Genomic DNA, 26036 nt, shown 5'->3' on the forward strand with positions numbered 1-26036 from the left:
GGCTTAGCTGCCGGGTAGGGCGGCTCGGCTGCCGGCGAGGGCGGCGATCCGTTCGTCGGGCTGCCTGCCCTGCCGGCTGTCGCCGAGTACCGGCCGGACGGCCCTGTCGCGGTCCAGGCCGGTGCCGTACCACGCCCGCACCCACCCGGACCACAGGCTCACCCGCTGGTGGCCCGAATCCCGCTGCGCACAAACCGGCGCCTTCGCCCAACCCGGCGACCCTGTCGACCTGCACGCCCTGACCCCACCGATCCGCCCCGACGGCCACGGCATCTGGACCACCCCCAACACCCACGTCCCGTTCTTCCTCGAACACGACACCGGCACCGAACCCCTGACCGAACTACTGCGCAAACTCATCGGCTACACCCAGCTTGCCACCGCCGGCGGCCCCCGATGGCCCGTGCTGTTTTGGCTCCACTCCACCACCCGCGCCCACCACCTCCACCAACACCTCGCCACCCTCGCCCTCACCATCCCCGTGGCCACCGCCAGCCGCGACCACGCCACCCACACCGGCCACAACCCCGCCGGACCCATCCGGCGCCTCCACGCACACCCCGGCCCACTCACCCTCGCCGACCTCGCCACCGCCATCCCTGACCCCCAGCGGAAGAGTCGGGCTGACCGTGCCAGGGCAAGGCCTCCCCGACGACTTGACCATCATCCAGAGATGAGCGTGGATGGGTCCGGTCAGAACCTGAAGCGGGGCGATAAGCATGATCACCGCGCGTCAGGTGGCCGCCCGTCAGCGCGATCTGAACGAAAGGCCTACCGATGCCACAGCCTCACCGCGAACGACCCGGACGCCTCACCGCAGTACCCAACGACATCACCGACACCCTGCTCTGGCGCCTGGCCATCGACGTCCTCGCCAGCCACCAACCCGGACCAGACGGCAACTGCCGCAACCTCCAGTGCGCCGGGCAGGTCGGCATCTGCACCGCGGCATCCAACGCCCGCCGAGCGCTCGCACTCGCCCGGACAACCACACGCCCCATCAGCCCTGCCCGTCTCCCGGTACAGCGCAAAGCAGCACCAAGGCCAACCGCGCCACGCCACGGAGACTTCATCGGCTGGTTCACGGCACCGAAGCCAGCAACGCCCCTCGAGCTGTCCGATCCTGGGTCACGACGGGAACTGACCGCATCATTGCAACGCGTCGCATAGCCCGGATCACCCTCGCCACTGGAACCTAACGCCGCTTCTCGGTGTCGACGCGTTGGCAACAGACAGGTTTTGGTCGACGCCGCGACGATTTGATCTATCCGCGAAGTCAAGCGTCACTGGTCGCGGCTCAGCCAGGTGGTCGGATCGTCCCCGACGAAACTAGGAACACTCGCTGGCCGCTGTCGCTGACCACCCGCACCGGCCCCGCTGGCGACCCTAGCGCGACCGCTGGCTCTGCACTGCATTGCCAGATGCCAGACGGGAACCAATGCCGACCATGGCCTGCCCAGCTCCACAAGCTCGTCCCCGCTGCCGCCGTCGGCTCCCACATTTACCTCGCGCAGGTCACCTCCTGACGCGCAGGAAGCCGGGTCCGAGGAGTGCGGAGCACCGGCGATCAGGTCACGTCCAGCGACCTGAAACCACGGCATCGCATGACAGGCAGCGCCCCGGGACGCCGACGCAGGAGCGCGGCGGGTACCGACACATGATCGAGCTCGGTAGGTGCGCCAGCACCTGTCGCCGGGCCCTTGACGGACACCGGAGGTCCGCCCCCCATGAGTTTAGTTGTCAAGGCCGTCCTGCTGGCCACCCGTGATCTAGGGAAGAACGAGCGCGCCGTGGCCATCGCCGTCGCCGCTCACGCCAACCATGAGGGCAACGCCTGGCCCTCCGTCGCCACTATCGCCGAGTACGCCGGCTGCTCCGAGCGCACTGTGCAACGATGCCTCGCCAAGCTGGTCCAGCTGGGTCGCCTGGTGGTGACCAAAGTGGCCGGCATCGCCACCCGTGTCTACCGGCTGGTTACCGGCCAGGGGGTGACAGAACAGCCGGCTGGGGTGACAGATCCGGCGGGCAGGGGTGACAGCCAGCGTGTCACCCGAAGCTCTGAAGATCACCCGAAGAAGAAGGCGCCCGCAAGCGGGCGTGACTGGCGCCGATTCCTTCCCAAGAACAAGCAGACCTCCGCTCTCGCCTATGTCGAGCGGCGAGGCGCTGCCTTGCCACCCCTCCTTGACGTCAATCGCTGTCACCGACCAGGGCACAGCGGCCAGCCTGCCCACAACTGCGGCCCGTGCCGGGCCGAGCGCCTCGGAGGAGTCGCATGAAGGGCGGGCGGATCGAGAGGTGAGGTTCCCCCGGTTTGCCGGAGGGTTGGTTACCTGGCGCCGGTGGGCTCAGGCTGAACGATAGAGGCCGTGTGGCGAGCGGACAGCATGACAGGAGCCATGTAGCCACAGCAGCAGCCAACATTCGCAACACGGCTCCACAGGTCGGACAAGAGCAGCTCCGGGTCGACCACGCGAATACTCCAAGCGCCGCGTGCGAGCCACTGCCTCCGTTAAGCCAGAAGTTGTCAGTAGCGACTACAGGAGGTTGTGCTTACGGGCGAAGTCCGGGAACTCCGCTCCGGAGCAGGGCAGACGAGCACCCGTTGCTCTCAGCGCCTCAATGAGGTTCCCCGCAGCCGTCAGGGTCTGCTTGCCGTCCCGACAGGCCCCCGCGAGAAGCCAGATGGTGCCGTGGACGCGGGCGCCGTGGGCACGGGCGACCTGCGTCGCGCTCCTGTCGTCCGTGATGGCCACCCCTCCCCGCAGTTCGGCGGCCGCGAGGACGGATGCTTCCCCGAGGTCGCGCACACCCGAGCCGAGCCGCGCGGCCCATTTGGTAAAGCACCGCACCTCATCGAGGGTGTCCAGCTGGGCAGTGGTCAGCCAGTCCGCCTCGCAAGCGACGGCCAGTTCACGGTGATCCTCAGATCCCGCCCGCAGCTCCTCTCGAACCACCTGGGTGGTCCAGCAATCGGCATCTAGCAGCAGATCCTGCAAGACGTCTAGCCGGTCAGCGAGAGTGAAGTGGCTGAGAACCATCGTGTCGAGCACAAGGACGGAGGTGCCTTGCGCCGGCCGACTCACGGCGCGATCTCCAGGTCGTCGTCCTGCGGTAGGTCCGCCTCGGCGATGTGGCCATGCATCAGCTCCAGAGCCCTGGCACGGGTGATTCGCCTGTTCCGCAACGCTTTCATCACGGCCTTCGCGTAGGCGGGCGATACCCGTACCGACTCAAGGTCGGGCTGCGGCGCCCAGCCCAACGCCTCCATGAACTCCACGTGGGTCGGCCGAACCTGGCTCCAGGCCCTACGCGTCTCTGCGTCGATGGTCCCTGCCTGCTCAGCCTGCCGCAGCGCCAGCAACCAAGAGGTACGGTATCGAGCCGCATAGCTCACGATCTGATCCCGGCTCACCGTCCCACGGGCTCCGGCGGCGGCAATCGCTTGGACGGGCAGCAGCAGTTCGGCGGCGAAGGCATCAATCACCGCCTCCCGTTCAGCGCGCGAGGCACTCACGCCGAGGTCGGCGGAATACTCATCACCAATGATGAGATGCCCCAACTCATGTGCAGCGGTAGCCCGACGGCGGCCAGGATCGCCCGTAGTGCTCACGACAGCAACGGCGATGTCGCCCTCGATGAGCGATGCGCCGTCGCCTGGCAGGTCGGTGACCAGGACCCACTGACCTGCGCGCTCACAGACGTCCATGATGCTGCCGATCGGCTCATCGCCGAGCCCGAACCGCTGCCGCAACCACCGGGCTGTCTGACGCGCATCATCCTCAGTGGCCACCGGGTGCGGGTAACGAAGCAGCGGACGGGCATGTAATACATCAAGGTCCAGCAACTGCTGGACGTTGCGCAGCCACTCAACCATGGCGATTTCGAGGCGTTCCGACGAGCGTGCTGCCTCAGTGTCGGTTTCCTCGGTCAGCGGTGCCGCCCGTCGGGACAACACCGCTGGCGGCGGCTGAATCAAGTACTCCATCGACACTTTCAACGCCCTGGAAAGCCGCGCCAGCTCCAGGCCGTCCAAACGGCGGCTGCCAGCCTCAACCTTGGCCAGCATGGTGCGGTCTAGCCCCACCATCGCCGCGAGATCCTGCTGCGAGATTCCCAACGACAGGCGGGCTTGTCGTACCTGCTCACCGACAAGGGACCAGTCCCAGAAATCAGCCATGGTGCGATAATCGCACACTCGGCGCCGGAATGGGTCAACAGACGGAAGTTCAGGGTGCGCATCCCAGTCTGGGGGCGGTGACGAAGACACCCTTGCCGTGCTAACGCCGGGTGACACCGCCGGGCCGTCGCGCGTCGAGCACGGCTTGGGCGGCCAACATCCGGAGCCGTGTGCCGAACCGGCGAAGCTCGCCGTCCGGCTGCGCGGGTACGGCCAGTAGGCGCCCGACCTACACGGACTCGTTCCCAGCGCCCACGGCAGCGCACGCATTGACTGCCGCACACCTGCGGAGGGCTTCCTCGCCGCCACAGCAAAAATCCCCGCCCAACGGGACGGGGATAATGTAAACAGAAACCATCACGATTCGTGCGGAAATAACGTGTCCGAGAATCACTGCCATTTTGGCACCGTTATAAAAACAGGTGCTCATGCGGTAAAGCCCAGCACCTCGCGGCGGGGCGGACGGCCCGATGATCAGGCTGAACGCGTCGGTGCACCAGCCGGGGTGGTGCCGATGCCCGCCGGCCGCGCACGGCGCGGATCCGGGTGGACCTCGACGTCGTCGTAGATCAGTCGAACGGGGTGGCCGTTCGTGAGGCCGACGAAGGACCGGTTCGAGGCGATCTGTCGCCGGTTGGGGGTCTCGCGGAACACGGTGCGCAAGGCCTTGGCCAGTCATGAGCCGCCTCGCTATCAGCGTCCTCTCGAGGGCTAGCTCGGCTGCGCGCCAGCCCGTGGGCGACCGGCGGGTTCGCCAAGGGCCAACTTTCGGCTCCAGTAGAAACCGCAGCGCCAATCCACGCGTGGCAACGTGTCCGCCCTTGACTACGAACGGAAACGACACGCCAATCCCACCTGACCACCGCAGGCGACCCGAAGAGCCGTCGCCAGTTGACGGCGCTCCACGGCGTTCCTGTCAGAGCAGCAGCTTGAGGTGAGCGGCAAGGCTGCGTCTCGATGGCCGGTGGGCGGTCCGTTGCGGAAGCGCAAGTGACCTCGCCTGGAGGCTCGCGTAGGAAGACCCATTTAGACGCGACGAGACGACAAGCTTCCCGTCCAAGTCGATGCCGATGAGGTGCAGGTCGAAGAGCGTGTGCAGATCCGCGCGGAGAAGAAGGCCGTTTGTGAGGCGGTTGCTGTGCGGACCCATGTAGGGCTCGATGTGCGCCGCTTCGAGTACTGCCTCGGCCGATTCTCTGGTCACCGCACATCGTCGGTCATACACGTGGAGCAGCCGCTGCCGGAACGTGGCCTGCCCCTGCCGTTCAATAATGTTCCGCATCGTGCGGAGCCGGGCGTCCTCGTTGGAAGCTGGTTCCCTCTCGAGATCAGCAAGTCTGATCCGTCCTGACCGCAGCCACCCGTCAAGGACCTCTACCGTCCGCTCGTCGGCGCGTATCGCCGCCTGTTGGGCGATCTGACGGAACTCCGACCGCGGGATCGGTGCTCGCATCAGCCTGTGGGTGGCGTCGAGGTTCCAGACCAGTGACGCATACCAGGCATCGCCGTCGGGATAGATGTCGACCGCTTGGGCGAGCGCGCAGATGTACTGGTAGGGATCAGCGGCGTAGATCCAGACGGCATCACCGGGCTGCATCATGCGGAACCCGGTCTTTAGAATCCACGGATCTGCCTTGTCGGGACTTTGCTCGATGTCGTCGAGCAGCCGCTGCGGTGACACCTCGGTGTCCCCACTTGGGTTGTCGAGGTAGTAGTCGCTCTTCTCATTCGTGGGGTAGATCCAATGGGTGACCGGCATCGCTGAGCCTCTCCGTCCTACAGACCGCGGTCTTTGCCCTCGCGCCATGCGATGACGTCGAGGATGCGCAGAGCGCTCACTGCCTCTGGAAGCCCGAGCCGATCGCGCAGGCGCAACAACCGGTGGTGCAACGCCAGGTCGTCCGCGCAAAGTGCCTCGCGAAGCGGCTCCCACTGTTCCTGCACGGTGTCGGTCACGGCGGCGACCACGGAATCCCAGATGGGCCGGAGCCGAGGCCGCTTCCGGGCCAGTAGTTTCGAAGCTGTTGTCGTACCTACGCCCGGGATCGTCCGCAGTTCGCGCATCAGATGCCAGCCGAGCCACCCGTGGTCGAGCGGCTTCTGCTCGCAGGCCAGATCTCGGTCGGGTCCCAGTTCGACGAGCAACCTCGAGAACTCGTCAGTCCGGTCTCGCAGCAGCGCGCGTACTGCCGTCTTGGGCGCTTCGACCGAGAGGAACTTGATCGCGATCAGATCGTCGGCTGTGAAGCGGAACGGGTCGATGTCGGTGGCCCAAGTGTCGAAGTAGGCGCCGTCGGCGCACCCGGGACTGAGATACGGCTGGCCGAAGTACCGCTTGAGCAGATGGGTAGCGGCCGCATCATCGGATGTTTGGAGCGCGTCGGGAAGCCGGAACGTCATAGCGCGAATTTGGCAGGGCATCGCCGACCTGTCTATGGGCCGAACGCATGCCATCGCTGGCAGGAGAGATCCGACGGAGCCATCGTCGGTCTGGCGCTCCCTCGGAGTCCCCCGGCGAGCAGCGAAGCCCGGCGTCGTGCCAGTCTTGCTGCCATGTGACGTCGGCGGCGACTCCGCAATGAGGAATTTCCTTTCTCACCCGCTTCGCCACAGCGTCATCATCATCCACCGCCGCGGCCCTTGAAGCCGACGATCGGGTCCACACCACCGAGCCCGCCGAAGCCCTCGGATTCCACACCATCGGCGTCTCCGATGGCATGGCGCCGAGCCGCACTGGCTGCGTGGGGGTGGCTTTGGCGGGTTTCCGGCCTCACCTGCCCGGGCGCGACTACCCCTGGGCGCAGCGCGCTGGCTGACACTGCTCTTGATAGCGCCCACCACGGCCGTGAGGTCGGGCTGCAAACCTGGTTCCGGCGTCTTGAAGGACGTGCGCCCGCCCACCATCGGCGGGGCCTGGTGAGCAGCCGAGTGGGCGCCGCCCCAGCAGCAATTCACATAAGAGTGTCTATGGTGTTCCCCGGAGACGACTCCCCCGCCCTCATCACTCTGATCCCGTAGACTGAGGCGCCCGGGTGGCATGACGCTTTACGCACGAGTCGCTGGCCAGTTACGCGCGGACGTCGAGCGCGGGGGTGCGGTCCGTGTTGGTCTACCGACTGGCCGAAAGGATTCGAACCCGCGACACACGGTTACCGCACGTCACGGGCCTGAGCTTGTCGTTGGTCGTCAAAACTCGTCGCTGACCTGCTCGAACCCGATCGCCAACTTATCAATGTTTGCCACTGACAGCCGACACTTGGCAGGGGTTTTCGGGGGGTAAATGCGGGCACGGTTGGCCGTTGCTGGGACGTTCGCGCAGCCCGACCAGGCCGCCTTGCCCCGTCAACGGCGCGCATGCGCGGCAGGTCACTGAGCCTGGGAGCTGGCTTCGCAATCAACGACCCGCAGCGGTGGTCCCGCCAGGATCACTTATCCGCCTCCGAACGAGATACCCCCGTGGACGTCACGCGCTTGCACTACCGGGCCGCTGACATCGCCCGAGATGGAGTTCGCTACGCCGTCCGGACCCGCTGCGACGGCCGCGTTGGTCCGCTCCCATCGGGCTTGGAACTCTGCGCCGAACGCCGGGTCACGTCGCGTCTCGCGGTCCAGCAATACCGCAAGGGGATGAGCGGCGTCCTGTGATGGCTGGTGGAGCAGGCCCTCGATGACCTGGCGCGCCTCGGGTTCGCGCCGAAATCGGTCTCGCAGGAAATCAACTAGCGAAGCTACCGCCTGCCGGCCGCCCTGGGCGAGCTCGGTGGTCGTCCAGGCGACAAGTGTTGTCGCTGCGGTAACCATGAGTGGATCCACCGTCAGTCCGCCTCCAAGCATCCGGCTCCAGCCGGCACGAAGACCAACCAGAGATGGCAAGCCCATCCAGTTCCCTCGATGCTACTGCCGGCCGCCAACACGCCGCTGAAGGTCGCAAAGCGGAGCGGGTTCATGTCCAGGAGCCGGCCCGATGTGTCGGGACCGGACCCAGCCAGCCACTCCGGCCCGCACTCGGCCGGGCCTTCAGAAGGGCGCGTGCACGGCGATGCGCGTGCCCCAATGCGTCAAGATCGGATAGACGATATCGCCTTGTTCGGCCGCTACTCTACGCACTACTGTCCTCACCGACGGCACTTGCTGGCCGTCTGGATCGAAGGAGGTCGCGATGAAGTTGACCAAGCTCTACAAGGACCCCGGGTCGGGTGGCAACGGCTGCCCGACGGTCTACCTCGCCGACAGCGGAGAGCTGGTCGTTCAGGGGCACCTGGTCGACGGCGACACCTTCGGCGAGCTGGAGAACGTGCTTCCCGGGGAGGGCGCGGTTCGGATCTCTGCCGAGGTGGTGCTCGGTGCGATCGAGCGCTACCGCGAGTCCGGGCAGCGGTGAGCGAGGGTTGACCCGATCGTTCACGTCGCTGGATGACGCCGAGTTCAACCAACTGTTCCGCGACTTCCGTTACACGGCCTACCGGTTGGAGACGCTTCAGCGGTACGACGTGTCGTACGAGCAGGACGAGTTCGCCCGGTTCCTGGCGGGCGAGTCCCGTGGGGAGTTTCCCGGGATCGCCGCCTGGTGCGACACCGTGCGGGCAGCGGTGTCGGCCGGCAAGCGCATGCACAGAGTCCATGTCGTCGCCGAGCCGCTGTCGGACTACGTCCGGTTCGAATGCGGCTGGGCCTACGAACACACGGTCGACGCGGGCGAGGACGTTCGCCTCATCGTGGTCTCCGGTGACGACTGGCCGGCTGCGTTGCCGCACTACGACTACTGGCTGTTCGACTCTTCGCAACTCGTGGCGATGTACTACGACGAGGAGGGACGGTTCGTCTCCGGCGAGCTGATCAGCCAGCCGGAGAAGATCGTGCAGGCCAACCTCTGGCGTGACGCCGCCGTCTCCGCGTCGGTCCCCTACCGGACGTACGCGGCCCAGCTCCAGCTCAGCTCCCCATAGGTCCGCAGCTCGCCGTCGGGGAGGAGGCAGCGTGGGCACGGCGCACAATGAGTCGTCAGGCGATGCTGAGGCTGTCGTTCAGGCCGGGACGGTGTACGGCGGCATCCACCTGATCGGGCGCACAACACCGCCGCCTCCCCCGCCGCCTCGCCAACTGCCCCTCGACGCGACCCGCTTCGTCAACCGTGAGCAGACCCTCAACCGACTGGACGCGGCACTGCCCGCCGACAACGGAACCAGTGCTGCGGGCGGCCCGTCGATGAGTCTCGCGGCCATCGCGGGCGCCCCTGGTGTGGGCAAGACCGCGCTGGCTGTGCACTGGGCTCACCGGGTCCGACGGTGGTTCACCGACGGCGATCTCTACGTCGACATGCGCGGCTACGGGCCGGGACCGGCCTTGGACGTCGGACAGGCATTGGACACATTCCTGCGCGCCCTGCACGTGCCCGCCGAGCAGATCCCGACGGACACCGAGGGACGCGCCGCTCTCTACCGGTCCGTCCTGACCGGCAAGCGTGTACTGGTCGTGGTGGACAATGTGTCCACGGTCAGCCAGGTCCGGCCGCTACTGCCCGCCACACCGACCTGCATGGCGATCATCACCAGCCGCAGCCGGCTCTCCGGCCTCGTAGCGCGGGAAGGAGCGTCACGGATGACCCTGGACGTCCTGTCCCCCGAAGAAGCGATCGCGCTGCTGCGCGACAGCATCGGCGGAGACCGCGTCAGCGCCGAACCGCAGGCCGCCGCCGAACTCGCCCGCCGCTGCGCCTACCTCCCGCTCGCCCTGCGGATCATCGGGGAACGCATCGCCAACGCCCCGTATGCCACCCTCGCGGAGTTCGTGGCCGACCTCGCGCTCGTCGAGCATCAGCTTGACGCCCTCACCGTCGATGATGACGAACTCTCCGACGTCCGAGCCGTGTTCTCCTGGTCCTACCAGGCGTTACCCGGGGACACGGCGCGGTTCTTCCGCCTCCTCGGGCTGCACGCCGGCTCCGACATCTCCGTCGCCGCAGCGGCAGCCATCGCCGGCGTGAGCCTTCCACGCACCCGCAACCTCCTCGACCAGCTCACCGCGGCGCACCTCGTGCAGAACCCCGCCCGCGACCGATACCTGTTCCACGACCTCCTGCGCGCCTACGCCCTCGAACGCGCGCAAGCCGAAGAGATGCCCGAACAACAACACCAGTCACGACGCCGCGTCTACACCTGGTACCTGTGGATGGCAGAGGAAGGCCGCAGGGTCATCCTCCCTTACTCCCACGCCATCGCCCTTCCCCCGGCCGGGCCCGACGTACCACTCACCCCACCCAGCACGGTGGCTGAGGCGATGGCATGGTTCGAGCGGGAACGGCTCAATCTCCTCGACATCATCCGGCAGGCAGACGAGTTTGGCGATCACGACATCGCCTGGCAGCTACCCGTCGTCAGCGACGGCTTCTTCGAACTCAAGTCGTACTGGGCCGACTGGCGCGACATCCACCTCACCGGCCTACGCGCCGCACGATCCGCCGGGTCACGCCTCGGCGAAGCCGCCAACCTCCGCTGCCTCGGCGACGCCTACTGGCGAATGGAACAACGCGAAACCGCCCTCGACTGCTACCGCCAAGGCGCCAACGCCAGCCGCGACGTCAACGACCACTGGGTCGAAGGCTTCAGCCTCAGAGGCCAGGGCCTCATCCACGAGGAAATCGGACAAATAGAAGAAGCCCTCAACCTGTACGGGCAGGCCCGGGAGGTTTTCCGTCGCCACGGCATCACCCGAGGCGAAGGCATGTCCCTGCTCAGCCTCGGCAACTGCCACCGCGCCCGCGGACACCTCGACACCGCCATCGCCCACTACCAGCAAGCGGTCGCCATCCTCGACGGCATCAACGACCAATGGAGCGTCGCCTGGGCCTCCTACCCCCTAGGCCTGGCCTACCAGCAAATCGGCCAACACGACGAGGCCCTCAAACAGCACCAGCTGGCCCTGAAACTCTTCCGCAGATTCGACGACCGACGCTGCGAAGGACTCACCCTCGCTGCCCTCGGCGACACCTTTGACGCCACCGGCCAACACGACGACGCGCAGCGCAGCTGGCAGCAAGCACTTGAGATCCTCGATCCACTCGGAGATCCCCATGCAGGCGCCGTACGCAGCCTCATCGCACAAGCCGAAAGGGCCAGGAGAACTTCCTGGCCCGCGTAGTCGCTGGATTAAGCCAGGGGGTTGGGCGGTTCACGGCGGCCGGCCGGAGGCCCGAAGTGGTAGGTGTAGTTGACGACGCCTCGGTTACCGACGTTTTCGGGGGGTGAACGGGGGTCGGCAACCAGGCGCGGCGCATCGCTGTCGCCGAGCTGGCGCAGGGTAGCGCACCGGGTGGCGCTTATGTTGACGACGCGACCGGCTACGCCTGGCCGCTCCCATGTTCGACGGGACCCGCCGAACATGGGAACCCCCGCCGCTGCAACCCCTGGACAACGGCCACCCGGTGGATATCCGCGAACCAGGTACGCCATGGGAACACCAGGACGAGGCAAACCTGGCCTCGCTGGCCTGCGATCACCGCACCGGACCGCTCCGACCCGTCACCAATCTCATCTGACCTGGTTCTTTACCGGGCACTGCTGGAGATCAACATGATGGTGGCATCCATGGTGTATGGGGTTTTGGGACATCAATGATTCGATCGGGTCGATACTTGCCGGTGTGGCGGGTGTGACGGCGGTGGTCGTATCGGGGGTAGCGGCTTTGCGCGCCCGTGATCGCACAGACCCAGGCTGAACGCGCCCGCGCGGAAGCAGATCTGCACGCGAACGCGGGCATCACCCCGCGCCGGATGAGCCGAGCAGAAATCACGGCCCTGGTGACCGCGCTCGGCGACATCACCACCGTGCTCCGCGACGCCGACCTGGCCGACAAGGCCGAGGTCTACCGGCAACTCGGACTCCGGCTCACCTACCAGCCTGAAACGCAAACGGTGCGCGCTGCAGTGAATCTCAGCGCGCACCGTGGGGTAATGGTTTGTGTCCGAGGGGGGACTTGAACCCCCACGCCCTATACGGGCACTAGCACCTCAAGCTAGCGCGTCTGCCATTCCGCCACCCGGACTTGCTCGTCCAGCCTACCCTGTCGGCTCCGGCGCCTTTCGGACCGGTCAGCCGCCCTGGTGGGCCGCACGGGGCATTACTGTACACGGCCCGGGTGGATCATGCACATCACGGCCCAGCGAGCCAGCACCGGCCGCGTTTGCCCAGCTCAGCGAGCTGCCGGCCGTATACGGGCGGGTAGCTGCGCCGGGCGGGTAGCGTCCGGGCACCGTCTACCGGCAGCATTGCTCAGGTGTCACAGCCCTCACCCCTCGCCGCCGCCCAGCACCGGGCGCTCGCGCTGCGCTCCGCCGGTGATCTCTCGGCCGCCCGCCGATTGCTCGCCGACACGATCGCCTCGGCGCGCCCCGCATACGGCGAGGACCACCCCGAGCTGCTCGGCACCGCTCACCTGCTGGCCAGGTTGCACCGGGAGGCCGACGACCCGGCCGCCGCCCGGCGGCTGCTGGAGGAGGCGTACGCGGCCGGCGAGCGCCGGCTCAGCGGTGCCGACCCGCTGATGCTGGCGCTCGCCTTCGACCTCGCCGCCGTCGCCGAGGAGCTGGGCAACCGGCACGAGGCCCGCCGCAACTACACCCGCGTCGCCACCGCCGGCCCCGCCGTGCTCGGCGAACACCACCCCGCGGTACGGACGGCCCGGCAGTACCTCGGCGCGACCGCCCCGACCGCCCACCCCCAGCAGGTCGCGCAGCCGGGCCCGGCACCGCGCCCAGGCCCGCCCTTCCCGCCCCAGCCCGGCCCGGCGCGGGTACCCCCGCCACCCCAGGTCCCCGGGCCACCCGCACCACAGACCGGGCCGGCGACGTACGGGCCGGCGCAACCGGTCCCGCCCGCGCCGCCGCTGCCCCCGGGGCCTCGCCAGACCCCGTTCCCGCCCGCGCCGCAGATCCCGGTCCCGCCCGCGCCGCAGGTGTCTCCGCAGCAGCCCCGACCGGTCTCCGCGCCGTACGCTCCGGGCCCGCCCCGGCCGGCCCCCGTGCCGCCCCCGCCACACGTCCCCCCGCCGAGCCGGCAGGTGTCGGTGCCGCCCGCCCCCCAGGTCCCGATGCCCCGATCGGCGCACACCCACGCCCCGCCCCCCACGCCCGCGCAGCCGGGGCCGGCGACCGACTCCCCGTGGGCGCCGCCGCACCTGCGCTCACCGGCCGCGCCACCCGCACCGCCACGTCAGGTGCCACCGGCACCGGTCGTACCACCCCCACCACATCAGGTGCCGGTGGCACCGGTGCCGCCAACTCAGGTGCCGGTCGCGCCACCGCGCGCCACCTCGCCCGCCTTCCCGGCACCGCCGCAGCCGGCCCAGGGCGCTGCGGCGTCGCGGCCGGCTCAGGCCGCCGCACCGCCCGCTCCACCGCACTCCCCCACCGCTCCCCCGGTCAGTCAGGCCGCCCGGCCATCGCACCACGCCATGCCACCCGCGCCGCACGCCGCCCCACCCACCGCAGCCGCGCCACGGCCGGCGCCCGTGCCGCCGACGCAGGTGCCGCCGACGCAGGTGCCGCCGGCCCCGACTCGACCGGTGTCGGCCCCGCCGGTCAGCTCGCCACCGGCACCCTGGGCACCGCAGACGCAGGCGGTGCCGCCGGCACCGGTCCTTCCGCCGCCGCCGGCTGTGACGGCACCGCCGGCGGCACGCGACACCGGTACGCCAGAGCGGACCGCCCCGGCGGACCGTGCCCCCATCGCCCCGGCGGATCCGGCGCCCCAGCCGGCCCGGCCCGACGCCACGGACGGCACCGGGCAGATGCCCCGTCCCGTCCAGGCCTGGGACCGGCCCACCATCCAGGTGCAGCAGATCGATCCGCTGCTCCGCGAGGAGGCCGAACGAAGGGCCCAGTCGGCGGACCCCGCCACCGCAGCGACCCGCCGTGAGGCCACGCCGGCGAGCGCATCGCCGGCCAGCGCATCCCCAACCAGCGCACCCCCGGCGTCCGCGCCACCTGTCAGCGCACCGCCGGTCAGCGCATCCCCGGTCAGCGCACCGCCGCCGTCCCGACCGGTCAGCACGCCGCCGATGGCGAGCGTCGCGCCGTCGCCGAGCCAACCGGTCAGTTCACCCCCGGCGACCATGCCCAGCCACCCGGTCGACACCCCGGTGAGCCCGACGCCACCCAGCACAGCCCCCGAGCGGCCGGTCAGCGCGGCGCCCTTCAGCAGCCCGCCCGCGCCGGACACCCCGCCGGCACCCACCCCGACGGTCAGCGCCCCACCTCGACCGGTCAGCACGCCGCCGGCACCGCCCCATCCGGTCAGCACGCCACCCGCACCGCCCCACCCGGTCCCCACGCCGCCGGCACCGCCTTACCCGGTCAGCGCCCCACCGGTGCCGCCCCACCCGGTCCCCATGCCACCCGCACCGCCCCACCCGGCCAACACGTCCCCGTGGCCCGCGCCCGCGCACCCTGTGAGCACACCGCCGCACTCCCCGCACCCCGTCAGCACACCGCCCGTCAGCACACCGCCCTACTCCCCGCACCCCGTCAGCACGCCACCGTGGGGGATGACCGCGCCGCCGTGGAGCAGCGCCGCCCCGCCGCAGCCGCTGACCACCGCCCCGGACGAGACCGGGCGGGCCAAGGAGCACACCGCGCCTGCGCCGACCGACGCCGACGGCTCGACCGATCTGGTTGACGGGTCCGTCGTCGCCTACGACGTGCCGGAGCGGCGGGCGGACGGCGGCGACCCGTCGACGCCCGTACCCCCGGGGCCGGGGCCGGCGGAGGACGGGACGTACCCGGCGGTCAGTCCGGTGTTCGCACCGCCGCCGCCACCGGCGTACCCGGTGCCGGCCGAGCCGGAGCGGCGCGGCCGGGGCCGTACGGTGGCGGCCGTCGTGGCCGGGGTGGCCCTGGTGGCCACGGCCGGTGTGGTCGGGGCGGTCGTGCTCGACCGCGAAGCGCCGGCCCCCGGTACGACCTCGGAGTCGGCGGCCACCCCGGGCGCCCCGAAGGCGACCGGCGCGCCGCCCGGCGACCTGAAGCTGCGCGACGACGGCACCGCCATCACGATCAGCTGGTCCGACCCGACCGGCGGGGCGGTGCCCTTCATGGTCGCCGGTGGGCGGGCCGGCCGGTCCCTCGGCGTGATGGCGACCGTCGACCCGGGACAGACCAGTCACACGGTGAACGGGCTGAACGCCAGCGTGGACTACTGCTTCACCGTGCTGGCGGTGTACTCCACGGACGCGTTCGCCACCTCAGGTCAGGTCTGCACCGACCGGGAGCGGCCCAGCCCGTCGAGCTGACGCTCGTCCACTCCGCACACGCTCAGTGTCCACAGGGGGACGGTACGGGTTCCCTCGTCCCGGGCCTGCCCATATGATGTCCCACGGCTCAGGGGAGGGTCGCCGGGGCACGGCGCGCCACCTGGGACGACCGGACGGGGAGGCAGCCGGCTGTGGCCAGCATCGACGACGCCGTGAGCACCGACACCGCCGCACCCCCGCGCCGCTCGCGGATGCGGGGCGGTCTGGTCACCGTCGGGCTGGTGGCGGCGCTGCTGGCCGCGATGGGGCTCACCGTGCTCGGGTTGGGCGCCGCGGACAACGCGGTCGCCAACTACGACGCCAGCAGCTGGTTGTGGAGCGCGGCGCGGGGCGAGATGGCCCGGGTCAACGGTGTCACCGCGCGGGTGGACACCCGGGTGGAGATCCCCAACGCCCGGCGACACCCGGTGCAGGTCGCCCAGACCGACCGGCTGCTCATCCTGCGGGACCTGCACACCGGGCAGGTCAGCTCGCTGGACCTGGCCACCCTCCAGATCACCGCGAGCACGCGCACCACCCCCGGGCTGGGGGTCAACGTGGTGCTCCACGAGGACGCGGCGTTCGTGGTCGACGCGGTGCAGGGCGTCGTCCGGCAACTCGACCCGCGGTCGCTGACGCCGGTCGGTGAGCCGGTGCGCTACCCGCCGGGCATCACCGGTGGCGCGTTCGACGGCAAGGGTCGGCTCTGGGTGGCGATCCCCGGCGAGGGCACCGTCTCCGCGATCACCGCGGCGGAGCTGCCCTCCGCGCCCGCCACGACGGCCCCCGGCGGCGGCCTCAGCCCGAAGCAGGTCGAGACGTACACCGTTGCGGAGCCGAACCACGAGCTGGTGGTCTCCACCCTGGACGACGGGGTGGCGGTGCTGGACCGCACCTCCGCCTCGCTGGTCACGGTCCGCGCCGGCACCGTGCGGCGCACCCCGCTCGGGACCACCGCCGCGGGCACGCTGCCGGCCCGGACCAGCGGCCCGGCCGTGCCCGTCACGGTCAGCGGGGAACGCCGGGTGCACGTCGTCGGCGACGGCGGCGAGCTGGCCCGGTTCACCGTGCCGGGCCGCGGTGACCGGCTCAGCCCGGCGGTGGCCTGGGCGGGCCGGTTCTACTGCGCCGACGAGGTCAACGGGGCGATCTACGCCTTCGACGGCGCCGGGCAGCTGGTCGACACCATCCGGGGCCGGGGCACCACCGGCCCGCTGGAGCTCGACGTGCGGGAGAACCACCTCTTCATCAACAATCCCGACTCGTCCACCGCCCGGGTCGTCGACGACAAGCACCAGGTCCGCGAGGTCAACAAGTACGCCAACGACGTGCTCGGCGGGGACCCGCCGCCGGTGCCCCCGCCGCCGCCCCCGCCGAAGAAGCCAAAGGTGGGCAAGCCGAGCGCGCCGCGCAGCGTGACGGCCTCCGCCGGCAACGCGCGGGCCCGGGTGAGCTGGAAGCCGGCCGCCGCGAACGGCGCCGAGATCACCCGGTACGTCGTCGAGGGCGGCGGCCAGAAGCACGAGGTGGGCGCCAACCAGCGCGCCATCGAGGTCACCGGCCTGACCAACGGTCAGGAGTACACCTTCTCGGTGCGCGCGGTGAACGCCAAGGGCGACGGTCCGGCGCGCCGGAGCAACCCGGTCACCCCGACCGCGGCGGTGCCCGACCCGCCGGCGACCGTCACCGCCGAGGCTCGCCCCGACGGCACGGTGCTGGTGAAATGGCCGGCCGCGAACGGCCAGGGCAACACCATCGCGAAGTACGCGGTGACCGCGACCTCGGCCGGCGCGACCGCCCCGGCCGGTGAGTCGACGAAGACCGAACTGATCGTGTCGGCCGGCGAGCTGGAGTACGGCACCCAGTACGCCTTCACGGTCGTCTCCGTCAACGACAAGGGCGCCGGCTCGGCGGCCTCCCCGGTGAGCAACAGCGTGGTGCCCTTCGCCGCGCCGGAGCAGCCCGCCGACCTGCGGGCGAGCACGGTGCCCGACCGGCCGGGGACGATCACGGTGCAGTGGTCGCCGGCGGTGGAGAACGGCCGCCCGGTCACGAAGTACCTGGTCGACGTGGGCGGTCGGGTCAGCGAGGTGACCGACACCCGGACCACGGTGGAGGGCCTGGGTGACGGGCGGAACGTCACGGTGAAGGTGAAGGCGGTCAACGAGGCCGGCCCCGGCCCGGAGGCCACCGCCACGGCCCGGACGGTGGCCGCGCCGCGGGTGACGGTGACCGGCTCCTCGGCGACCGCCACCTCCGCCACCGTCACCTTCACCGTCGACGCGGGCGGCGGCCAGGCCACCTGTTCGCTGAGCGTCGCCGGGGAGAAGCCCAAGGCGGGCCCCTGCTCCAGCATCACGATGCCGGAGCTGACGCCGGGTACGACGTACACGTTCACGGTCACGGCGAGCAACGCCGCGGGCCAGGGCACCGCCACCCGGGCCCAGTCCACCGACGCGCTGTACGGCGTCGCCACCTGCCGCAACGGCTCCTCCGGCGCGGAGGCGAGCTACTGCACCCGGGAGATCCCCCGGGAGCGCAACGGCAACGAGATCTTCGAGGTCACCCGGCAGGACGACGACCGGCAGGCCGGTTGGGTCGCCAACGGCACCCGCCTCAAGGCGTACTGCAAGAAGTCGGGCGAAGAGGTCTACGCCTACATCTACAACAACGACAAGCGCAGCACCTGGTGGGTGCAGGTCGACTACCGGGGGAAGAACTACATCCCCTGGGCCTGGCTCAACCTCGAGGGCGGCGACGACATCAAGATCCTGCCCACCTGCTGACCGCACCGCAGCCGAGGAGCACCCGCACCGTGAACAGCACCCCCGAACCGCTCACCCAGCCGGAGGTCCAGGGCTTCGCCGCCCTGGCCGCCCGGCTGGCGGAGAACGTCAACGCGGTCGTGCTGGGCAAGCCGCAGGTGGTCCGGCTGGCGTTGACCGCGCTGTTCGCCCAGGGGCACGTCCTGCTGGAGGACGTGCCGGGCGTCGGCAAGACCACCCTGGCCCGGGCGATCGCCGCGACCGTCAAGGGCGAGTGGCGGCGCATCCAGTTCACCCCCGACCTGCTTCCCTCCGACGTCTCCGGGGTGACCATCTTCAACCAGGCGACCCGGGGCTTCGAGTTCCATCCCGGCCCGGTCTTCGCCAACATCGTCATCGCCGACGAGATCAACCGGGCGTCGCCGAAGACCCAGTCGGCGCTGCTGGAGGTGATGGAGGAGCGCACCGTCACCGTGGACGGCGTCCGGCATCCGGTGCCGCAGCCGTTCCTGGTGGTCGCCACCCAGAACCCGGTCGAGATGGACGGCACCTACCGGCTGCCCGAGGCCCAGCTGGACCGTTTCCTGGTGAAGCTCTCCGTCGGCTACCCGGACGAGGCGGTCGAGGTGGAGGTGCTGCGCGGGGCCACCGTCCGCTCCCCCGAGGCGCTCACCGCGGTCACCGACACGGCCACCGTCGGGGAGATGGTCCGGATGGCCCGCCGGGTGCACATCGCCGAGCCGCTCTACGCGTACGCGGTCCGGCTGGCCGCGGCGACCCGCACCCACCCGCAGGTGCGGGTCGGGGTGAGCCCCCGTGGCGTGATCGCGTTGACCCGGGCGGCGTGCGCGTACGCGCTGATCGACGGTCGTGGCTGGATCATGCCGGAGGACCTCAAGGCTCTCGCCGAGCCGGTCTTCGCGCACCGGCTGCTGCTCACCCCGGACGCGCAGGTGCGCGGGGCGACCGCCGCCGAGGTGCTGCGCCAGGCCGTCGCCTCGGTGCCGGTGCCGCTGCCGTCGGGCCAGCCGGCCCCCGTGCACGGCTGACCCGCGGTGGGGATCACCGCCCGGGGCGTCGGGCTGGCCGTCGCCGCCGTGCTGCTGCTCGTGGTGGGTTTCCGCTTCGCGTACCCGGAGTTGACGTTGCTCGGCGCGGCGGCCGCGGTCGCGGTCGGGCACGCGGTGGCCACGGCGGCCTGGCGGCCCCGGCTGGAGGTGACCCGCCGCGCCGACCCGGACCGGGTGGCCCGGGGCGAGCCGGCGCACATGACGGTGACGGTGCGCAACACGGGACGGCTGCGGGCGGCGAACCTCCTGGCCGAGGAGCGCTGTGGGACGACGACGGTGCCGGTGCCGGTGCTGCGGCTGCGCCCCGGCCGGGACACGACGGTCAGCTACGAGGTGCCGACCCACCGCCGGGGCGTGGTGCCGGTGGGGCCGCTGCGGGTGACCCGGCGGGACCCGCTGGGCCTGGTGGCGCTCTCCCGCCCGTACGGCGCCACGGTGCCGGTCTGGGTGCACCCGCGGATCCACCCGCTGACGGCGGTGCCGACCGGCGCGGGTCGCAGCCTGGACGGTCGGGTGGACAGCGTCCCGCACGGGTCGATCACCTTCGACTCGCTGCGCGAGTACGTGGTCGGCGACGAGCTGCGCCGGGTGCACTGGCGGACCAGCGCCCGGGTGGGCGAGCTGATGGTGCGGGAGAACGTGGACACCAGCCTGCCCCGGATCGTGGTGCTGCTGGACAACCGGGCCGCCGCCCATCCCGACCGGGCCGACGGGGTGGCCGAGTCGTTCGAGGCGGCGTGCGAGGCGGCCGCCTCGGTGGTCACCGCCGCGGTGCGGGAGGACCTGCCGGTGGTGCTGCTGCTGGTGACGCCCGGCGACGACCGGGCCGGCGCACCGCCGCTGGACCGGCTAGCCGCCGTGGAGCTGGGCGAGGGCGACGCCGACACGCTGCACGCGGCGGCGGGCCGGCTGCGCCACGACCGGCTCGGCGACACGCTGGTCTTCCTCACCGGGCCGGGTGGCCGCGACGACCTGGGGCAACTGGGCGCGCTGCGCCGGGCGTACCCGTCGGTGGTGGTGGGGGTCTTCGGCGCGGACGGGCCGACGCCGGCCGCGGCGGCCGGCCTGGTGGTGGTGGACGCGGCCGACGGCGCGGCGTTCGCCGCCGAGTGGGACGGGGTCCGGCGGTGGTGACGGTGACCGACGCGGCGCCGGCCTGCGACGACGCGGCGCCCGACGGTGCCGGGCCGGGCGGGAGTCCCCGCCGGACGGTGGGGGCGGTGCTGCGCGCGGCGCCCGTGCCGCTGGCGCTGGTGGCGATGATCGGCCTGGCCGGCGTGGTGCTCGGCCGGGTGTACGCGGGCAACCTGCTGACCGTGCTGATGTGGGGCGCGGCGGTCGGCTCGGTGGTGGTGAGCGTGGCCGCCCGCCGGCTGCCCTCCTGGCTGGTGGCGCCGGTGTCGGTGGTCGTCATGGCCGGCTGGACGGCCTGGTCGCTGCGGCTGGCCGCCCGGCACGCCGCGCTGCCCGGCGGCTTCGGCGAGGTGGTCGCCGACGCGGCCCGCAACGGCATCCCCCGGCTGCTCACCGCGATGATCCCGGTGGAGCCGGCACCGGACACGGTGCTGGTGCCGCTGGTGGCGGCCTGGCTGGCCGGCCTGGCCGGCGCGGAGGTGGCGCTGCGGGCCGGGCGGGTGCTGCTCGGGCTGCTGCCCCCGGCGCTGCTCTACGCGGGCGCGCTCTACGTGGTCGGGCCGAACGCCGACCCGGCGGTCCGGCCGACGGTCGCCCTCGCCGCGGTGGTGGCGCTGGCCCTGGCCGCGCCGGGCGGTCGGTCCGGCCCGGCCGGCGCCGACCCGACCGCCGGGTTGGCCCCGGCGGTCCGGGTGGCCGTCCGGGCGCGCCTGGCGGCGACCGCCGCCCTCGGCGTGGCCGTGGTGGTGGGGCTGACCGCGCTGCTCGGCCCGGTGCTCGCCGCCCGGGTGGACGGGCGGCCGGTGGACCCGCGCCGCTACGTCGAGCCGCCGCGGGTGGAGTCGCTGGACGAGAACCCGCTGATCCGGATCTCCGGGTGGGCGTTGAACCCGGACCAGAAGCTGCTGGAGGTGGCGACGGAGACCTCCGGCGGGCCGGCCGGCGAGCAGACCCGGATCCGGTTGGCGGTGCTCAGCGACTACGACGGGGTGACCTGGCGGGTCGGGGCGACGTACCGCAACGCGGGGCGGATCCTGCCGGCGGCGGCGCCCGGGCCCGGGCAGCTGGACACGGTCCGGCAGGAGATCACCGTGGCGGACCTGACCGGACGGCTGCTGCCGGCGGTGGCCACCCCACGGGAGGTCAGCGGCGCGCGGGTGGCCTACGACCCGGCGACCGGGACGCTGATCCGGCCGGAGGGGCTCTCCCCGGGGCTGCGGTACGAGGTCGACTCGGTGCGGGAACGACCGGACGTGGACCTGCTCGCCACCGCCGACGTACCGGCCGGGGACGAGGTGGCCCGGGTGCTGCGGGTGGCCGACGGGGTGCCCGAGCCGGTGCGCCGGCTCGCCGGTCAGCTCGCCGAGGAGAACGGCGCCCCGTACGCCCGGGCGGAGGCGATCGAGCGGTTCCTCGCCGAGCACTACCGGGTGGTGGCGGACGCGCCCAGCGGGCACGCCTATCCGAACCTCAGCTTCTTCCTGTTCGGGCCGCGCAACGGCGGTGGGCAGCGGGGCACGTCGGAGCAGTTCGCGGCGGCGTTCGCCGTGCTGGGCCGGCTGGCCGGGCTGCCCACCCGGGTGGTGGTGGGCTTCGAGTCGCGGGGTGACGGGCCGGTCCGGGCCGCCGACGCGTACGCCTGGCCGGAGGTGCTCTTCTCCGGGGTGGGTTGGGTGCCGTTCGACCCGTTGCCCCGCCCCGACGACGAGCCCCGCCCGGTGGAGGAGGACTTCCGCCCGACGCCGGAGGACCCGCCGCCGTCGGAGGTGCCGGAGCCGACCCTGGAGCCGACCGCGACCCCACCGGCGGTGGCGGCGCCGGGCGGGGCGGCCGGCGAGCGGGGTGTGCCGGTGCCGTTGCTGGTGGGCGGCGGGGCGGGTGGCCTGCTGCTGCTGGTGGGCGCGGTGCTGGTGGCGCTGGCCGGGATGCGCCGGGCGCAGGCCCGGGCGCGGCTGGAGCGGGGCGACCCCGGCGAGCGCATCGCCGGCGCCTGGCGGCAGGTCACCGACGCGCTGCGGCTGGCCGGCCGGCCGGTCGGGGACGACCTGGCCGCCACCGAGGTGGCCGCGCGCGCCCGGGCCACCCTGGCCGAGGCCCGCGCCGCCCACACCGCCCCGGCCCACGCCGGGACGGCCGGTAAGCCGACGGGCGGTGAGCCGACGGCGGGACGGATTGGGACGGTCGGCGGCGCCGCCGCGGTGGGCCCGCCGGACGGGCCGGACGTCGACGAGCTGGCGGGGCTGCTCAACCAGGTCGGCTTCGCCCCCGGCACAGCGTCCGGCGAGCAGGCCGCCCGTGCGGCGGCGGTGGCCACGGCGTACGTGGACGCGTTGCGCGACGCCCGGCCCTGGTGGCGCCGGGTCCTCTGGTCGGTGCGGCCCGGCCCGCTGCGCTGGCGACGCTGACGCTTGCCGATGGCCGTTACCGTCGGAGCATGCCTCCGGTCTGGCTGCTCGTCGCGCTGACCGTCGTGGCCGTGTCCGTGCCGGCCACCGTGGTCCTCGTCCTGCGCCGCGCCCGCCGACGTCGGCCCCCGACCCGGCAGGAGCGACTGGCCGCCGCCGCGCGGGCGGCCCGGCAGCTCCGCCGGTCGTCGCCCCGGCCGCACCGGGACACCTTCGAGCGGGGCGACGATCCCCGGGACCGCTACTCCGCCGGGTTGCTGGAGAACATCGCCTACGGCGACGCCGCCGGTGGCAGCGGCGGGGGCGGCGGCAGCAGCGGCGGGGGCGGCGGCGGAGGGGGCGACTGAGTCGGTCCGGGCTGGAGCCGGCGGACGAGTTTGCGCAGGCCCGCCTGCCAGCCGTCCGGGTCCTCGGCGCGGCGCAGCGCGTAGCCGGCGACCTCGGCGTGCGGCAGGATCAGGAAACGCTCCTCGGCCAGCCCGGCGATCGCCGCGTCGGCGACCTGGTCGGGGGTGAGCACCGCACCGGAGGCGGCGATCACCCGGGCGCCCAGGTGGCCGGCGGCGAGACCGTCGGCGAGCATCGGGGTGTCCACGCCCTGCGGGCAGAGCGCGCTGACCCGGATCCCCCGGTCCCGGTAGGTGATCGCCAACCACTCGGCGAAGCCGACCGCCGCGTGCTTGGTGGCGGTGTACGGGGCGTCCCCCACCGCGGTCAGCACGCCCGCCGCCGAGCAGGTGTTCAGCAGGTAGCCCTCGCCGCGTTCGAGCATCGCCGGCAGGACGGCGCGGGCGGCGTACACGTGGGAGAGGACGTTGACCCGCCAGGCCCGGTCCCAGACCGCGTCGTCCGCCTCGACGCCCGCCCCGGTGGCCACGCCCGCGTTGGCGCAGAACAGGTCGATCCGGCCGTACCGCCGCTCGGTGTCGGCGACGAGTTCGCGGACTTGGTCCTCGTCGGTGACGTCGACGCCCACGGCCCGGGCGACCGGGCCGATGCTGCCGGCGACCGCGCCGACCGCCGCGGCGTCCAGGTCGGCCAGGACGAGCGCGGCCGCGCCCTCGGCGGCGAACCGGCGGGCCAGCGCGGCGCCGATGCCGCCCGCCGCTCCGGTGACCACCGCCACCCGGTCGGTCAGGTTCACGCCCGCTCCTCCCCCGCCACACCCAGCCGGGCGATCAGTTCACCGAGCGCCGCCGCGCCCCCGCCGGTCAGCTCCGGGGTGGGCAGCAGCGCCAGCACCGGCACGTCCACCCCGGCCTCGGCGTACCGGCGCACCTCAGCGCGGCAGTGCTCGGGCGTGCCGTGCAGCACCAGCGCGTCGACCACCTCGTCCGGCACGGCCGCGCCGGCACCCCGCCGGTCCCCGGCCGCCCAGGCCGCCCACATCGGGCCGAGCACGCTCTCCCGGCCCAGCCAGCGGTGGAACTGCGCGTACGCGGGCACGGTCAGGTAGCTGGTGATCAGGCGGCGGCCGAGGGTACGGGCGTAGCCGGCGTCCTCGGTGGGGCAGACGAAGATCCGCGCGACGACGTCGAAGTCGGGACCGCGCCCGCCGAGCTCGGCCAGGGCCTTCGGCACGTCGTCGGCGGCGAGCCAGTTGAGGATGACCCCGTCGGCCTCGGCCGCGGCGAGCCGGAGCATCCCGGGGCGCAGCGCGGCCAGCAGCACCGGCGGCGGCACGGCCGGCGGGCGTTCCAGGCTGAACCGGCGTACCGCGAAGGTGTCGAACGCGCCGTCGACGGTCTGCCCGGCCAGCGCGGCCCTCAGGAACCGCAGGACGTCCCGGGTCCGCCGGAACGGCTCGGTGAACGGCACCGCGTTCCAGTCCTGGACCAGCACCGGCGAGGAGGCGCCGATGCCGAGCGCGAAGCGGCCCGGCGCCGCCTCGGCGAGCGCCGCCGCGCTCATCGCCAGCAGCCCCGGTCCCCGGGTGAAGACCGGGGTGATGGCGGTGCCGAGGCGCAGCCCGGGCTGCCAGGCGGCGGCCAGGGCGAGGGGGGTGAACGCGTCCGCCCCGTTGACCTCCGAGGACCAGACGTCGGTGAAGCCGGCCCGCGCCAGGGCCGCGTAGACCGCGGCGTGGTCGGCGAGCGGGATGCCGCCCAGCGGCACCGTCATGCCCCATCGGTTCGTCATCCGGTCGATCGTGCCCGTTCGACCGGATCGGGACAAGGGCGGGACCGGCGGGGCCACCCATCGGCGGGCGCCGTTGCGGGACGGTGGCAACCGTGCGTCACCGCGCTAGTCTTCTGCCGTGACTTTCTCCCTCGTCGCCCGCTCCGCCGACGGCCGCCTGCACGGCATCGCCGTGGCCAGCAGGTTCCTCGCCGCCGGTGCGCTGGTGCCGGCCGCCGAGGCCGAGGTGGGGGCGCTGGCCACCCAGGCGCACGCCAACCTCGCCTACCGGCCGCAGGGGCTGGCGCTGCTGCGCAGCGGGACCGCCGCCGCCGACGTGGTCGCCGGGCTGGTCGCCGCCGACCCGGGCCGCGACGACCGGCAGCTCGGAGTGGTCGGGGTCACCGGTCCCGGCGCCACCTGGACCGGCCCGCGCTGCGGCGGCTGGGCCGGCGGCCAGGCCGGGGACGGTTGGGCGGCCCAGGGCAACATCCTGGCCGGCCCGCACGTCATCGACGCGATCCGGGACGGCTGGCTCGGCGGCGCCGCGCTGCCGTTCCCGCAGCGGCTGCTCGCCGCGCTGCGCGCCGGCGAGGAGGCCGGGGGCGACCGGCGTGGGCGGCAGAGCGCGGCCATCCTGGTGGTCCAGCGTGGCGGCGGGTACGCCGGCACCGGCGACAACCTGGTCGACCTGCGGGTGGACGACCACCTCGACCCGATCACCGAGCTGGCTCGGCTGCTCGACATCCACACCATGCTCTTCGGCCGGCCCGACCCGGCCACCCTGCTGGACCTGACCGGCCCGCTCGCCGACGAGGTCGCCGCGCTGCTGTCCGCCGCCGGTCATCCGGTCGGCGACGGCGGGCTGGTCGCCGCCGGTCACCCGGCCGCCGGCCTGTCCGCCGAGGTGCGGCCGGTCACCGGGACGACGTTGGAGGAGGCCCTGGCGTCCTGGGCGGGCTGGGAGAACCTGGAGGAGCGGCTGGTGCCGGGGCGGATCGACCCGATCGTCCTGGCGCACCTGCGGCGCACGGTCGCCCCCATCCCCACCCCCCGCACCGGCACCTGACCCGGCCGGTCG

At 72.2% G+C, this 26036-nt stretch carries 20 protein-coding genes, 1 tRNA gene and 2 pseudogenes; 14 read left to right on the top strand and 9 right to left on the bottom strand.

Features of this window, described 5'->3' with window-relative positions; all coding sequences use genetic code 11:
* Positions 1-121: 121 nt before the first annotated feature.
* Both V6U79_RS29865 and V6U79_RS23640 read left to right on the top strand, forming a co-directional pair.
* Positions 122-1144, top strand: a complete 1023-nt coding sequence (locus V6U79_RS29865; RefSeq protein ID WP_442933813.1) for a replication-relaxation family protein — start codon at positions 122-124, stop codon at positions 1142-1144.
* Positions 1145-1727: 583 nt separating this feature from the next.
* Complete coding sequence (locus V6U79_RS23640) at positions 1728-2279, top strand: helix-turn-helix domain-containing protein (RefSeq protein ID WP_334615853.1); 552 nt, start codon at positions 1728-1730, stop codon at positions 2277-2279.
* 258 nt (positions 2280-2537) lie between these two features.
* Here V6U79_RS23640 and V6U79_RS23645 read toward each other — a convergent pair whose 3' ends face one another.
* The 5 genes from V6U79_RS23645 to V6U79_RS23665 form a co-directional block, all read right to left on the bottom strand.
* Positions 2538-3053, bottom strand: a complete 516-nt coding sequence (locus tag V6U79_RS23645) for a PIN domain-containing protein (protein ID WP_334615854.1) — start codon at positions 3051-3053, stop codon at positions 2538-2540.
* Between the two features lie 29 nt (positions 3054-3082).
* Complete coding sequence (locus V6U79_RS23650) at positions 3083-4180, bottom strand: helix-turn-helix domain-containing protein (protein WP_334615855.1); 1098 nt, start codon at positions 4178-4180, stop codon at positions 3083-3085.
* 474 nt (positions 4181-4654) lie between these two features.
* Positions 4655-4834 carry a hypothetical protein gene (locus V6U79_RS23655; RefSeq protein WP_334615887.1) on the bottom strand — a complete coding sequence of 60 codons (180 nt, stop codon included), beginning with the start codon at positions 4832-4834 and terminating at the stop codon, positions 4655-4657.
* A gap of 262 nt (positions 4835-5096) precedes the next feature.
* Complete coding sequence (locus tag V6U79_RS23660) at positions 5097-5939, bottom strand: HNH endonuclease (RefSeq protein WP_334615856.1); 843 nt, start codon at positions 5937-5939, stop codon at positions 5097-5099.
* 17 nt (positions 5940-5956) lie between these two features.
* Complete coding sequence (locus V6U79_RS23665) at positions 5957-6580, bottom strand: DUF6308 family protein (protein ID WP_334615857.1); 624 nt, start codon at positions 6578-6580, stop codon at positions 5957-5959.
* A gap of 1759 nt (positions 6581-8339) precedes the next feature.
* Between V6U79_RS23665 and V6U79_RS23670 the strand changes: the two genes are divergently transcribed.
* From V6U79_RS23670 to V6U79_RS23685, 4 genes are all read left to right on the top strand, one after another.
* Positions 8340-8561 carry a hypothetical protein gene (locus V6U79_RS23670; RefSeq protein ID WP_334615858.1) on the top strand — a complete coding sequence of 74 codons (222 nt, stop codon included), beginning with the start codon at positions 8340-8342 and terminating at the stop codon, positions 8559-8561.
* 7 nt (positions 8562-8568) lie between these two features.
* On the top strand, positions 8569-9126 hold the full coding sequence (locus V6U79_RS23675; protein WP_334615859.1) for a DUF6879 family protein: 558 nt from the start codon (positions 8569-8571) through the stop codon (positions 9124-9126).
* A 31-nt stretch (positions 9127-9157) separates the two neighbouring features.
* Positions 9158-11317: an ATP-binding protein gene (locus V6U79_RS23680; RefSeq protein ID WP_334615860.1), complete on the top strand. Its 2160-nt coding sequence runs from the start codon at positions 9158-9160 to the stop codon at positions 11315-11317.
* Between the two features lie 553 nt (positions 11318-11870).
* Positions 11871-12155, top strand: a complete 285-nt coding sequence (locus V6U79_RS23685; RefSeq protein ID WP_334615861.1) for a hypothetical protein — start codon at positions 11871-11873, stop codon at positions 12153-12155.
* Here the strand turns inward: V6U79_RS23685 and V6U79_RS23690 are convergent.
* Positions 12137-12220, bottom strand: a tRNA-Leu gene (locus tag V6U79_RS23690). The two genes, V6U79_RS23685 and V6U79_RS23690, sit on opposite strands and share 19 nt — an antisense overlap.
* A 231-nt stretch (positions 12221-12451) precedes the next feature.
* On the opposite strand from V6U79_RS23690, the pseudogene V6U79_RS29870 reads away from it, so the two are divergent.
* A pseudogene (locus V6U79_RS29870) lies at positions 12452-12652 on the top strand (tetratricopeptide repeat protein); the annotation flags it as partial.
* Between the two features lie 947 nt (positions 12653-13599).
* Here the strand turns inward: V6U79_RS29870 and V6U79_RS23700 are convergent.
* The gene (locus V6U79_RS23700) at positions 13600-14475 is read right to left on the bottom strand and encodes a hypothetical protein (protein WP_334615888.1); all 876 of its coding nucleotides are present in this window, start codon (positions 14473-14475) and stop codon (positions 13600-13602) included.
* Between the two features lie 244 nt (positions 14476-14719).
* On the opposite strand from V6U79_RS23700, the gene V6U79_RS23705 reads away from it, so the two are divergent.
* From V6U79_RS23705 to V6U79_RS23730, 6 genes are all read left to right on the top strand, one after another.
* On the top strand, positions 14720-15463 hold the full coding sequence (locus V6U79_RS23705) for a fibronectin type III domain-containing protein (RefSeq protein WP_334615883.1): 744 nt from the start codon (positions 14720-14722) through the stop codon (positions 15461-15463).
* Positions 15464-15615: 152 nt separating this feature from the next.
* Positions 15616-18249 carry a fibronectin type III domain-containing protein gene (locus V6U79_RS23710; protein ID WP_334615862.1) on the top strand — a complete coding sequence of 878 codons (2634 nt, stop codon included), beginning with the start codon at positions 15616-15618 and terminating at the stop codon, positions 18247-18249.
* Between the two features lie 29 nt (positions 18250-18278).
* Positions 18279-19277 carry an AAA family ATPase gene (locus V6U79_RS23715; protein WP_334523709.1) on the top strand — a complete coding sequence of 333 codons (999 nt, stop codon included), beginning with the start codon at positions 18279-18281 and terminating at the stop codon, positions 19275-19277.
* 6 nt (positions 19278-19283) lie between these two features.
* On the top strand, positions 19284-20432 hold the full coding sequence (locus tag V6U79_RS23720) for a DUF58 domain-containing protein (protein ID WP_334615863.1): 1149 nt from the start codon (positions 19284-19286) through the stop codon (positions 20430-20432).
* Positions 20408-22837, top strand: a complete 2430-nt coding sequence (locus V6U79_RS23725) for a transglutaminase TgpA family protein (RefSeq protein WP_442933814.1) — start codon at positions 20408-20410, stop codon at positions 22835-22837. The genes V6U79_RS23720 and V6U79_RS23725 overlap by 25 nt, the downstream gene beginning before the upstream one ends.
* Before the next feature lie 29 nt (positions 22838-22866).
* Positions 22867-23184: a hypothetical protein gene (locus V6U79_RS23730; RefSeq protein ID WP_334615864.1), complete on the top strand. Its 318-nt coding sequence runs from the start codon at positions 22867-22869 to the stop codon at positions 23182-23184.
* Positions 23185-23198: 14 nt separating this feature from the next.
* On the opposite strand, the pseudogene V6U79_RS23735 reads toward V6U79_RS23730, so the two are convergent.
* Positions 23199-23981 (bottom strand): annotated as a pseudogene (locus V6U79_RS23735) (SDR family oxidoreductase); the annotation flags it as partial.
* Positions 23978-24958 (bottom strand): LLM class F420-dependent oxidoreductase, encoded by a 981-nt coding sequence (locus tag V6U79_RS23740; RefSeq protein WP_334615885.1) that lies wholly within the window; start codon positions 24956-24958, stop codon positions 23978-23980. The gene V6U79_RS23740 and the pseudogene V6U79_RS23735, both read right to left, overlap by 4 nt.
* Positions 24959-25094: 136 nt before the next feature.
* On the opposite strand from V6U79_RS23740, the gene V6U79_RS23745 reads away from it, so the two are divergent.
* A complete protein-coding gene (locus V6U79_RS23745; protein WP_334615866.1) occupies positions 25095-26024 on the top strand; it encodes a DUF1028 domain-containing protein in 930 nt (309 codons plus the stop codon).
* Positions 26025-26036 lie beyond the last annotated feature (12 nt).

The organism is Micromonospora psammae, assembly GCF_036902725.1.
Lineage (GTDB): Bacteria > Actinomycetota > Actinomycetes > Mycobacteriales > Micromonosporaceae > Micromonospora.

What these genes read in the sequence shown, in the direction of transcription:
- V6U79_RS23650 (WP_334615855.1), bottom strand. Translation starts at nt 4,180, where the DNA reads ATGGCTGATTTCTGGGACTGGTCCCTTGTCGGTGAGCAGGTACGACAA.
- V6U79_RS23660 (WP_334615856.1), bottom strand. Translation starts at nt 5,939, where the DNA reads ATGCCGGTCACCCATTGGATCTACCCCACGAATGAGAAGAGCGACTAC.
- V6U79_RS23640 (WP_334615853.1), top strand. Translation starts at nt 1,728, where the DNA reads ATGAGTTTAGTTGTCAAGGCCGTCCTGCTGGCCACCCGTGATCTAGGG.
- V6U79_RS23665 (WP_334615857.1), bottom strand. Translation starts at nt 6,580, where the DNA reads ATGACGTTCCGGCTTCCCGACGCGCTCCAAACATCCGATGATGCGGCC.
- V6U79_RS23740 (WP_334615885.1), bottom strand. Translation starts at nt 24,958, where the DNA reads ATGACGGTGCCGCTGGGCGGCATCCCGCTCGCCGACCACGCCGCGGTC.
- V6U79_RS23730 (WP_334615864.1), top strand. Translation starts at nt 22,867, where the DNA reads ATGCCTCCGGTCTGGCTGCTCGTCGCGCTGACCGTCGTGGCCGTGTCC.
- V6U79_RS23670 (WP_334615858.1), top strand. Translation starts at nt 8,340, where the DNA reads ATGAAGTTGACCAAGCTCTACAAGGACCCCGGGTCGGGTGGCAACGGC.
- V6U79_RS23705 (WP_334615883.1), top strand. Translation starts at nt 14,720, where the DNA reads ATGACCGCGCCGCCGTGGAGCAGCGCCGCCCCGCCGCAGCCGCTGACC.